General features: G+C 62.3%; 11 protein-coding genes, 1 tRNA gene and 1 pseudogene. 11 read left to right on the top strand and 2 right to left on the bottom strand.

Features of this window, described 5'->3' with window-relative positions:
* The 11 genes and pseudogenes from CHB99_RS12760 to CHB99_RS12715 form a co-directional block, all read left to right on the top strand.
* A pseudogene (locus CHB99_RS12760) lies at nt 1-189 on the top strand (4-hydroxy-2-oxovalerate aldolase); the annotation flags it as partial.
* Nucleotides 186-1,187 (top strand): CDP-6-deoxy-delta-3,4-glucoseen reductase, encoded by a 1,002-nt coding sequence (locus CHB99_RS12755; RefSeq protein ID WP_042129494.1) that lies wholly within the window; start codon nt 186-188, stop codon nt 1,185-1,187. The pseudogene CHB99_RS12760 and the gene CHB99_RS12755, both read left to right, overlap by 4 nt.
* A gap of 837 nt (nt 1,188-2,024) precedes the next feature.
* Entirely contained in the window at nt 2,025-3,650 is a 1,626-nt protein-coding gene (locus CHB99_RS12750; RefSeq protein ID WP_042124722.1) for a methyl-accepting chemotaxis protein, read from the top strand.
* Nucleotides 3,651-3,953: 303 nt separating this feature from the next.
* Nucleotides 3,954-4,718, top strand: a complete 765-nt coding sequence (locus tag CHB99_RS12745) for an autoinducer binding domain-containing protein (RefSeq protein WP_052419427.1) — start codon at nt 3,954-3,956, stop codon at nt 4,716-4,718.
* Between the two features lie 181 nt (nt 4,719-4,899).
* Complete coding sequence (locus CHB99_RS12740) at nt 4,900-7,080, top strand: methyl-accepting chemotaxis protein (RefSeq protein ID WP_428977840.1); 2,181 nt, start codon at nt 4,900-4,902, stop codon at nt 7,078-7,080.
* 191 nt (nt 7,081-7,271) lie between these two features.
* Nucleotides 7,272-7,345, top strand: a tRNA-Cys gene (locus tag CHB99_RS12735).
* Between the two features lie 93 nt (nt 7,346-7,438).
* Entirely contained in the window at nt 7,439-7,615 is a 177-nt protein-coding gene (locus CHB99_RS29780; protein ID WP_167335858.1) for a hypothetical protein, read from the top strand.
* Nucleotides 7,616-7,829: 214 nt separating this feature from the next.
* Entirely contained in the window at nt 7,830-8,444 is a 615-nt protein-coding gene (locus CHB99_RS12730) for a hypothetical protein (RefSeq protein WP_042124718.1), read from the top strand.
* A 118-nt stretch (nt 8,445-8,562) separates the two neighbouring features.
* Nucleotides 8,563-9,159 carry a hypothetical protein gene (locus tag CHB99_RS12725; protein WP_042124716.1) on the top strand — a complete coding sequence of 199 codons (597 nt, stop codon included), beginning with the start codon at nt 8,563-8,565 and terminating at the stop codon, nt 9,157-9,159.
* A gap of 136 nt (nt 9,160-9,295) precedes the next feature.
* Nucleotides 9,296-9,565 carry a hypothetical protein gene (locus CHB99_RS12720; RefSeq protein ID WP_042124714.1) on the top strand — a complete coding sequence of 90 codons (270 nt, stop codon included), beginning with the start codon at nt 9,296-9,298 and terminating at the stop codon, nt 9,563-9,565.
* 30 nt (nt 9,566-9,595) lie between these two features.
* Nucleotides 9,596-10,030 carry a hypothetical protein gene (locus CHB99_RS12715; protein ID WP_245655603.1) on the top strand — a complete coding sequence of 145 codons (435 nt, stop codon included), beginning with the start codon at nt 9,596-9,598 and terminating at the stop codon, nt 10,028-10,030.
* Between the two features lie 107 nt (nt 10,031-10,137).
* Here CHB99_RS12715 and CHB99_RS12710 read toward each other — a convergent pair whose 3' ends face one another.
* Together CHB99_RS12710 and CHB99_RS12705 are read right to left on the bottom strand one after the other, a co-directional pair.
* Nucleotides 10,138-10,542 (bottom strand): glycine zipper domain-containing protein, encoded by a 405-nt coding sequence (locus CHB99_RS12710; protein WP_042124711.1) that lies wholly within the window; start codon nt 10,540-10,542, stop codon nt 10,138-10,140.
* A gap of 53 nt (nt 10,543-10,595) precedes the next feature.
* A complete protein-coding gene (locus CHB99_RS12705; protein WP_245655602.1) occupies nt 10,596-10,796 on the bottom strand; it encodes a hypothetical protein in 201 nt (66 codons plus the stop codon).
* Between the last annotated feature and the right edge of the window lie 109 nt (nt 10,797-10,905).

Below are 10,905 nucleotides of genomic sequence, written 5' to 3'. Positions count from 1 at the left end.
TCGCTGGCGCTGGGCTATGCCGGCGTCTACTCCAGCTTCCTCCGTCACGCGGAAATCGCCGCGAAGCGCTACGGCCTGAAGACCGTGGACATCCTCGTGGAGCTGGGCAAACGGCGCATGGTCGGCGGACAGGAAGACATGATCGTCGATGTGGCGCTGGATCTGCTGGCGGCAAGGAGCGCGTCATGAGCTTCCAGATGCGCATCGAGCCGGTGGGCCTGAGCTGCCCGGTCTCCCCGGAGCAGAGCGTGCTCGACGCCGCCCTGGCCGATGGCCTGATGCTCAAGCACAGTTGCCGCACCGGCACCTGCGGCAGTTGCAAGGGGCGCTTGCTCAGTGGCCAGGTGGATCACGCCGACAGCCCGCTGGAGGTGCTCAGCGAAGCCGAGCGCGCGCAGGGGCTGGCGCTGTTCTGCTGCGCGCGGGCGCGGTCGGACCTGGTGATCGAGGCGCCGGAAGTCACCGAACTGCGCGGGATCAGCATCCAGCAGATGGGCGTGCGGGTGGCGGCGATCGACAAGGTCAGCCACGACGTCGCCGTGCTGCGTCTGATGCTGGCGCCGGGCAGCACCTTCAGTTATTTCCCCGGACAGTACGTGCAGGTGCTGCTCAAGGACGGCAGCCGGCGCAGCTATTCCATGGCTACCGCGGCTGCCCGTGAGCAGCAACTGGAACTGCATATCCGCCACATGCCGGGCGGGGTGTTCAGCGGGCATGTGTTCAACGCCCTGCAGCCGAAGGCGATCCTGCGCATGGAGGGGCCGTTCGGTTCGTTCTTCCTGCGTCAGGGCGAGGCGCCGATGGTGTTTCTTGCCAGCGGTACCGGTTTCGCGCCGATCCAGGCGTTGCTCGAGCAACTGCGCGAGCAGGGCAATCGGCGGCCGGTGTACCTGTACTGGGGCGGGCGGCGCCGTGAGGACCTCTACCGCCACGAGCAGTTGCTGGCCTGGGAGGCGGAGCTGGCATGGCTGCGCTACACCCCGGTGCTGTCGGAGCCGGGCGAGTCCTGCGACTGGCAGGGCGCGACCGGCTTCGTGCATCGCCAGGTGATGGAGGACTTCCATAGCCTCAAGGGCTTCGAGGTGTATGCCTGCGGGGCGCCGATCGTGGTCGAGTCGGCGCGCCGCGAGTATGTGGCGCAGCGCGGGCTGGCGGAGGTGGATTTCCACGCGGATGCGTTTGTGTAGGTAGCATCGTCGAAGGCTTGTCGGGGGACTGCATCAAGGTCGCCAGGTGCTTGTCTTGGGTCTTGCAGCGCCCTCCAGATCGAGCGCCGCCCGCGCGGCGCATCGCAGTGCATGACGACACCCTTCCAGCACTCTTGAGATCGCGCGCCGTCCGCACGGCGCTTCGCGAGCAAGCTCGCTCCCACAGTTTGTTGCAACGCGCCATGGCCTGTGGGATTGGGGTTGTCAGCCTTGGTGCATGGCAGGGGTTGGCGTAGAGGCCATTTGGATCGACTTGATATCCCGTCGTGCTAACGAGGCGGTCAACCATGGCCTGACAGACATAGGTACGTTGCAACAAACAGTGGGAGCGAGCTTGCTCGCGAAGCGCCGTGCGGACGGCGCGCGATCTCAAGAGCGCTGGAAGGGTATCGTCATGCACTGCGATGCGCCGCGCGGGCGGCGCTCGATCTTCAGAGCGCTGCAGGGCTCAAGACAAGCACCTAGCGGCCTTGATGCGGCCCCCCGACAAGCCTTCGAAGAGGTGTAGATACCTATGCCGGAGGGAGGGGACCCGGAGCGCAGGGCCGGATGCAGAAGCAAGCGGTGGAATCTCCCCCAGTATCCCCATCCCCGCCGTTTGCCATCATTTGGCCATTGCCCTACACTATCTGCGGTTTTACAGGCGCCCAGCCAACTAAAAAAACGACCCATACCGCTGACCACTTGCGTGGCCCGCGCGTAGCGGCGAACACCACTCCTTGTGCGCATTACCGCCTCCCTTGCCTGGAGGCTAAAGGCTAAATCCGCCTGGCTCGACCACGACCATAGCCAGGCCGGGTATTTGAGGAACGCTCGATGCGGGTCAGAAATCTCTCCATTGGCGCCAGAGCCGGTTTTGCCTTTGCAATCCTGGCGGTGCTCGTACTGCTGTTGGGCGGCGTCGCGATTTTCGAAGCCGAGAAAATGGATTCGTCGACCAAGAAGATCACCGGTTACTGGCAGCCCGGCAGCCATGCGCTGGCCGAGGTCGGCCTGGCGCTGGGGCGGGTGCGTGCCCTGACACTGCGCTCGATCCTGCAACGCGACCCGCAGGAACGCCTGCGCACCCTGGAGCTGATCAGCGAGCGCCAGGGCGAGATCAGCGGCAACCTGAAGTTCTACGAAGACAGCATCGGCACCCCGCGCAACCGCGAGCTGTTCGAGGCCTTCAAGACCTCCTACGGGCAGTACGCCAGCGAGCAGCGCAAGCTCCTCGATGCCGTGCGCGCCGATCACCCGGACGAGGCCACCGATCTGCTCAACGGTCCGATCGTCGCCCATGCCGACAACATGATGAACGACCTGAGCAACCTGATCCGCTACAACTACGACGGTCTGCTGGAGTCGGGCAAGGTCAGCGGCGAAGCCTACGACCGCGCGGTGGTGATCATGGCGGTGACCCTGGTGGTCATTCTGCTGGCGATGATCGCCATCGCCGCGGTGCTGACCCGCAGCATCGTCCTGCCCCTGCATGAAGCGGTGGTGGTCGCCGATCGGGTGTCCCATGGCGACCTGACCCAGGAAATCAGCGTGGTCGGCAAGGACGAGCCGGCGCTGCTGCTGGAGTCCATGCGCACCATGCAGGAACGCCTGCGTGTCACCCTCCGGCAGATTGCCGAGTCCTCCGACCGTCTGGCGTCGGCCTCCGAGGAACTGCACGCGGTGACCGACGACACCAGCCGCGGCCTGCTGCAGCAGAGCGCCGAGATCGAACAGGCGGCCACCGCGGTGAACGAAATGACCGCCGCCGTCGAGGAGGTCGCCAGCAACGCGGTGACGACGTCCGATGCCTCGCGTCGCGCCGACGACACCACCCAGCATGGCCGCGCGCAAGTGGATCAGGCGCTGGCCTCGATCCAGAGCCTGGTCAGCGATGTCGGCGACACCGCGCAGGAAGTCGAGGACCTGGCCAACCATGTCAACGACATCAGCCGCGTGCTCGACGTGATCGGTTCCATCGCCGACCAGACCAACCTGCTCGCGCTCAACGCCGCCATCGAGGCCGCGCGCGCCGGCGAGGCGGGTCGTGGTTTTGCCGTGGTCGCCGACGAAGTGCGCGCCCTGGCCCATCGCACTCAGCAGTCCACCGAGGAAATCGAGCAGATGATCGGCGGGGTGCAGGCCGGTACTCACCGCGCGGTCAGCACCATGCACAGCAGCCAGAGCCAGGCCAGCCAGACCCTGGTGGTGGCCCAGGCCGCGGACGAAGCGCTGAAGGTCATCGCCGATGCCATCGCCGCGATCAACGAGCGCAACCTTGTCATCGCCAGCGCCTCGGAAGAGCAGGCCTCGGTGGCGCGGGAAGTGGACCGCAACCTGGTGAACATCCGCGACCTGTCGATGCAGACGTCGGCGGGGGCCAACCAGACCAATGCGGCGAGCCAGGAGCTGTCACGGCTGGCGGTGGAACTCAATGTGATGATTTCCAAGTTCAAGGTGTGAGGCGACCCGGGCCTGTTGCGCAGGCCCGGTTTCCTGGCAGAGCGAGATCATCCGACAGGGTCGCCGCGGACAGTGCCGCGCGGAAAAAAGTTCCTTGCCCCGGATCATCGGCAGAATCCGTAAGTCTCTCTGAAACCCGCGTGACAGAGCCATTTTCAGGCAATGAACATCCTTTCGATATAACCCTAAAAGCCTGTTGTCGGGGCTTTTCCCCGCTATTAGCCTCGACTTGTTACCACGGATTGTCTGCCACCCAAAAGCGCATCTGGGAGGGATACCAGCGCTTATTACAAGAGGTGCATCATGCCGTTCAGTGCCGACGTTCTGCATGTTTTGGCACGAGAAGTCTCCCCCCATCTTCGCTTCGCTACCCTGCATGACCTGGTCGTGCAGTTGGGGTTCGATTTCTTCGGATTCTCCTGCTGGACCAGTTTCGATCCGCGCCCTCTGCTCTGGAGCACCTGGCCGGTGGGCTGGAACCAGAACTACCGATCCAGGCATTACATCGAGGTCGATCCACGCATCGACCACTGTCGACGCTCGATCCTGCCGATCGCCTGGAACGAAGAGTTCTTCCGCTGCGCCCCGGGTCTGTGGGATGACGCCCAGGCGTTCGGGCTCTGCCATGGCTGGTCGCAGGGTTCGCATTCGGACGGGGTGTTCAGCATCCTCGATGTGGCCCGCCATACCGGACCGATCGGCGCCGAGGAATGGTACGAGAAGGCGGGGCAGGTGCTGCTGCTGTGCAACCTGATCCACATGAACCAGGTCGAGGAACTCAAGCGCAAGATCGCGGCGCTGAGCCTGACCTGCCGGGAAATCGAAGTGCTGCGCTGGTCGGCCATCGGCAAGACCGCCGAGGAGGTCGCCGACATCCTGCATCTGTCGGAGTCGACGGTGAATTTCCACACCCGCAACGCCATCGTCAAACTCGGTGTGCAGAACAAGGTGGCGGCCATCGCCCGGGCGGCGCAACTGGGCCTGTTCATCCTGCGCGAGCCACGGCTGGCGAGCCAGCCAACCGAGTACAGCCGGCGCGCCTCGGACTGGGTATTGGCCGCGAGCTAGACGGGTCGCGCGATGCACTGTAATGGCGAACGCCACCCCTGATGCGCCCTGGTTTAGGGCGACCTCGATCTGGCTCCGAGCGACGTGAGCGGCGCTCCGTGGCAAAAAGCCAGCTTTTCTCGATAAATTCGTTAGCTAGCTTTCCTCTTGGCCTGGTAGTTGCCTCTCGAAAGACATTGAAATGTCGCCGTTGGAGAGGTCTATGTCGCTATCAAGCAACTCCATGCACTTGTCGGGTGAAGAACGACGCTGGCTGCCCTGGTTGGGCAAGACCGGCAAATTGGCCATGGGCTGGGCCTGTCGGGTCAACCGCTCGGCTTATCCGGTCATCGAGCAGACCTTCGAAGCCATCGCCGAAACCCGGGTCAAGCTGCTCAACAGCTGGGCCCTGGAGCAATGGGAGCATCTTGCCGAACTGGCTCAGGGGCTGGGCGACCTGAGTGCCGTCGATGTCCAGGCCCTGCAGGAAAAACTGCAACAGGCCGAGGACTTTTCCGAACTGTTCGTCGTCGATGTCAATGGCAAGCTGCTGGCCTCGACCTGGAGCGGCCAGCAGCCACGCACGATCAACCCGGCGGCGCTGGCCGAGGGCCTGAAGGCGCCGTTTCTCCACGGTCCCTACAGCGATCCGCTGACTCTGGCCATCGGCCCTTCCTCGTCGCGCTTCCATGACGAAGTGACACTGATGTTCCATCAGCCGCTGAAGGCCGGCGGCAAGACCGTCGGCTGCCTGTGCGGGCGGGTGCCCAACGATGTGCTGGGCGACCTGATCCAGCGCGAGGCCGGGCACATCTTCGCCGAGTCTGGCGACAACTACCTGTTCATGGTGCAGTCGCGCTTCGATCGCAACCTGCAGCCGGGGGTGGCGCTGTCCCGCTCGCGGTTCGAGGACGGCACCTTCAGCCACGGGGAAAACCTCAAGAGCGGCGTGCACACCCCGTGGAAGACCGTGCAGGTGCAGCGTCATACCGAACTGGAACTGCGCTTCACCGACCCGGCGACCCAGCAACTGCACCCCGGCGTGCGTGAAACCATCCGCAACGGCTCGAACCTGTTCGTCACCTATCCGGGCTACTCCGACTACCGGCACATCCCGGTGGTGGGCAAGGGCGTGACCTTCCAGTTGCCGGGTTCACCGGATCGCTGGGGGATGATGTGCGAGGCCGATCTGGAGGAGGTCTATCGCCGTCGTTCGCTCAGCTACGGCCTGATGAAGCCCTACCTGGCGACCATGCTCGGCCTGTTCACCTGCAACTACGCGGTGCAGCACTACAGTGGCCTGCCACAGCACCTGATCGACCTGTGCGAGGCCGGCAGCCTGCTGGTCGCCGCGCTGGTCTTCAGCACCCTCGGGCCGAAACGCCTGGCCGCGCGTCTCAACGAAATGACCGGGGTCATTCGGACCATCGCCGAGGGCGAGGGCAACCTGCGCCAGCGCCTGGATGCCTCGCGCATGGCCAACGACGAGACCGGTGATATGGGCCGCTGGATCAACAGCTTCATCGACCACCTGGATTCGGTGGTGGGGCAGGTGGTCAAGGCCAGTCACAGCGTCGGCACCACCAACCAGATGATGCTCGGGCGCAGCCGCAAGGCCAGCAGTACCTCGATGGAAGTGGCCGATGCCGTGCACCGCATGATGGTCATCGTCGAAGAGCAGCTCGGTGAAATCCAGCAGGCCTCCGCCGGTGCCGAGCAGATGAAACAGGCCATGGACGAAGTGGTCGAGCGTGCCCGCGAGCAATTCCTCACGGTGCAGGAGGGCACCCAGTCGATTCGCGACGTGGTCGAACGCTCCGCCGCCAGCGTGCAGTTGCTCGATAGCCGCATGGCCGAGATCGGCAAGATCAGTCACCTGATCAGCGACATCACCAACCAGACCAACCTGCTGGCGCTCAATGCCGCCATCGAAGCGGCGCGGGCCGGCGAGCATGGTCGAGGCTTCGCCGTGGTCGCCGACGAAGTCCGCAGCCTCGCCGCGCGCACCTCCAGCGCGGCGGAAGAAATCCGTCTGACCGTCGAGAGCCTGCAGGGTGAGACCCGCAAGGCTGTCGGCTTCATGGAGGATGGGGTGAACAATGTCGACCAGAGTCTTGGTCTTGCCGAACAGGCCTCGTCGGAGAACGTGCAACTGCACCAGGCCGTGGAAAACATGTTCGGCATCATCCAGCAGCTCAACCAGCGCAGCCTGGATTATGGGCGGACCATCAAGGAGGTCGACCAGTCCTCGCTGGAAATGCACCAGACCGTCAACGTCCTCCACGCCAGTGCCGAGACCGTGCGCCTGAATGCCAACAAACTGCAGAAACTGGTCGGCCTGTTCGAAGTCAGCCGCAGCAGCGGCCAGCGCGAAGCGGCCTGAGTGCAACCCGCGGGGCAGGGCGGTCGCGGGGTCGGAACCGACCCTGTTTCCGGACAGAAACTTTTTTTAAATCAGGGGGTTGCCAGCATGGGGGAATGCACGCATAATGGCGTCCATCGAAAGCGACGAGAAATAAAAAACTCAACGTTTTCAAAGAGTTAGAGAAATCGACAGATTTCCGAAGCTCATGAGGCCGAGTAGCAAAGTGGTTATGCTCCGGATTGCAAATCCGTCTACGCCGGTTCGATTCCGACCTCGGCCTCCACTATTCAAAGCCCCGCAGATTAACGTCTGCGGGGTTTTTCGTTTGGGCGCGGGAAAATCCCGAGCCCCTGTTTCAATCAAGACCGGAGTGAGTATGAGGGGACTGGAAAAATTCGTGTCGCTGCGCTTCGTGCTGCTGCTGGTGTTCATCGCTTTGGGCGCGACCTTGCATGAGGCTGGCAAGGTTGGCTTCTGGGGCATGCTGAGCATCATGATGCTGCCCAATATCGCGTTTGCACTGCTCAGGGGGCGCAAGCCTCCGGCCAGCTGACGCACGGGACTCACCCCGAACGCCGGGCCTCGGTGTTCATGGCGAACGGTTGTCAAGCTGGGTGAAGATCAATAAGTCGATTTACTTGATGAAATCAAAGTTAACCAGTTCACCCTTTTGATGAAACCTGCTTCCGGTACTGCAGTTTCATTTGCCCTGTTCTGTTGCCGTGACTAGCTTTGGCGCACCAATTACTTTTGCAGGAAGCAAAGTCATGGGCCAGGCACGGCAACGTAAGCTGACGGCACAGAAGTCTGAAAAACTCGATCGAGAATGGTTGTTATCTCTATCTTCCGAAGCACGGCAAATCGTCGATGTCACGACGAGAATTCATCGGCATGTGGTGATCGACGGGGGGATGTGGGGCGGTTGCTATCATCTTTCCTTCTTCCTCAAGCGCTACCTGAAGAAAGAACGAAATATCGATATCGATGTGGTGATCGGCTGGGTCGGCGAAGGTTCCTGGAGTGGGGTGGCATCCCATGGCTGGGCGCAGTTCAAGGGCTGCAAGATCGACATGGCCCTGAGTCGGACCGAGAATGCCGAGGTATTGCCCACGGGTGATTTCATCGTGCTGGACCGGGTGCTGCTCAAGGGCGCGACCCGTTACCGCTACTACCCGGAGATCCCCGATCACGCCAAGGAAACACTGACTCGCATGGCCTTGCTGCCGGACTCGTCCGAGGTTTCCAAACTGGCCCAGGCAAGGCATCGACAGATGCTGTCGATGGTCAATGATGATCAGGCGATCGACGAGTACCTGAGGACGGTCCCTGGCGGGATGGACTATCAGAGGCTCGCACTGTTGGCGGGGTTGCCGGTGACGTGAGGTGCATGGGCCCAGGTAGCGCTCACCAGAGGCGACGGAAGGTTCGATGATGCGTATGCGAATAAATCTTATTCATGGCAGAATGCCTCATCGATATCCGATATCCTGAGTGCATTCCATGAAAGTCAAAGTGTGGGTGGTCTTTTCGCTCGTCCTGGCCATGTTCGTCATGAGCCTGGGCAGTCTGATCTGGCTGGTGTTGGGCGGCGCGCCGTCCCTGACGCTCGATTCCACTGCGGCAGCATGGGTCCAGGCGATCGGCTCCGTGGTGGCGCTCATATTTGCGGTCTGGCTTCCAGCGCAGGCCCGCAACGCAGATCGAAGGCAGGCTCGCGAAGCACGCAAGTCGCTGCTGGCGGTGCTGCTGGCAGATGTCGAGCACTCGCTGCGCCACGGTGGGCTTCACGATCCTGCAGCCGTTGACCGCGCGCTGCGGGTGTCGCTTGAACGGCTGGATGATTTCCTGGGGCGTGAATCCAGCATTCAACTGGCGAACGAGGTATTGGATATCCGCGTCGAGTTGAGGCATTTGCATGCGCTCGTCGGCAGTGTCCACATGGCCGAGCTCTGGAACTCGCACAGTGCTTCCGTGCTTCAGAAGATTCAGCACGCCAAGGTTCGAATAGCAGGGCGATCCGTGCAGCGACTGTCCAGCTCGAACAATGCCGCAGCGCTGAGCCAGACACTTCCCCCGCCCCATTCCTTCGCACGTTGAGGCGTGATTACGAAAGCCCGGCCGTTGAGCCGGGCTTTTCGTTGCATGCCTCGCCATCGCCGGTCATCTCTGTGGTTGAATGGCGGCTCTCTGAAGCGTTGGCTGCTTCAGGTCTTGCCAGAAAGGAACTCGCACAGTGAGCTACCCGAAGTTGATTGGTTACAGCTATTCGATCCGCGAGGAGGCCGAGCGATATCTGCTCATGATCGTCATTGAGGAGGAGGTCAACGAGGAAGAAATCGAGAGTTCTCTCTTCGAAGGCATCTTCATCAGATTTGCAGATATCCAGGGCGGCAAGGAAGGCGCCTACGCACTTGCAGTAAAGATTGGTGAGATGTGGGTGCGAGAAAAGGAAAAGGATGATCCGCGCTTTCCGACTCGGGGCTCGGAAGCATCGGTGAACTAGAGTGCACGAGGGGCAGGTGACGCCCGAATCATGAACAAGGAGGTTTTGATGCTCGCGAAGTTGCTGGTTACCGTTGGAATCGTCTTTTACGCCGTGCTCGTACCGATTTTCGAGATCAACGACACTCATGTATTCAATCCGGCCTGGGCATCGCATGCCAGGCTTCATGAAACCTGGCAACTGTTCACCAACACCGCGCTCGGCGCATTCAGCGTCTGGCTTGTCTGGGGCAGGAATGATCTTGCGCTGGCGAGTCTGCTCACGACATTCGTAACCGGCGGATTCCTGATGGCCTATTGGCTTCGGGATGGCTACGGTGGGTCGATGGTCCTCACGGACGGGTCCGAGAAACTGATCTTCGGACTGAACCTGGGGCTGGTCGCCTACCTGCTGGCCATCGTGCTTGCCGGGCTCGCCGTGGCCATCGATCAACGCGATCGAAAGTTCTCCCAGGGCGCGCAATGATGCGCAGCTGATCCGCTGTTCCCGCACCGTTCACGCAAGCAGGAAGAAGCCCGGCAGAGTCCGGGCTTCTTCGACATTGGCAAGGCTTGGGCGGGCTGTGAGCGCGATCAGCGATGCCGATGGCGGCGCTTGTGCTTGTGTTTGCCCGAGTCACGGTTGTCATCCGCCAAGTGGTTGCCCAGTGCGCCACCCGCGGCGCCGCCGAGGCCGGCACCGATGGTGGAACCGGTGGAACCACCGACCTTGCCGCCGATCAGGGAGCCGCCCGCCGAGCCCAGGCCGCCGCCAATCGCCGCTTCGGTGCGGTTGCCTTTCTTCGCGGCCACGGCGCTGCCGGCGGCGCCACCGAGACCGGCACCGATGGCCGCACCGGTGCTGCCGCCGATCTGCTGACCGACGACGTTGCCGAGCACGCCACCAAGACCGCCGCCAATGGCGGTGGTGCCGTCACCGGCCAGTGCGGCCTGGGAAATCAGGAAACCTAGAGCGAGGGTAGGCAGGGAGAAACGCATTGGACAAACCTCGGGGGTAATGGAGCGGTCAGGCAAACAGGAGTGGGGCGCGATCAGTCGTCATCGCGGTAGCGGCGGTCGTCGCGCCGGTCGTGGTAGCGATCGTCGTAACGGCGACGGTCATGATCGTGCCAGCGGCGTTGATCGCGGTCGCGCCAGCCATCGTCGTCACGGTCATGATGATGGTGATGCGCGCAGCCGCTGGCGAGCAGCACCGCGGCAAGCAGGGAAAACTGGGTCAGGCGGGTCAACACGGTGATTTCCTCGAATCGACACTGAAGGGTCGATGGCGCGGTTATGACCACGTTTTTCCGCTTTTGTTTCCGGGTGTTGACGCCAACTAACTGGCAGATATGAAAAAAG

The sequence above is a fragment of the Pseudomonas japonica genome (genome assembly GCF_900188455.1).
GTDB classification, from domain to species: Bacteria; Pseudomonadota; Gammaproteobacteria; order Pseudomonadales; family Pseudomonadaceae; genus Aquipseudomonas; species Aquipseudomonas japonica.
Note: the sequence above shows the minus strand (reverse complement) of the source record. Positions and strands in the feature narration are given on the sequence as shown.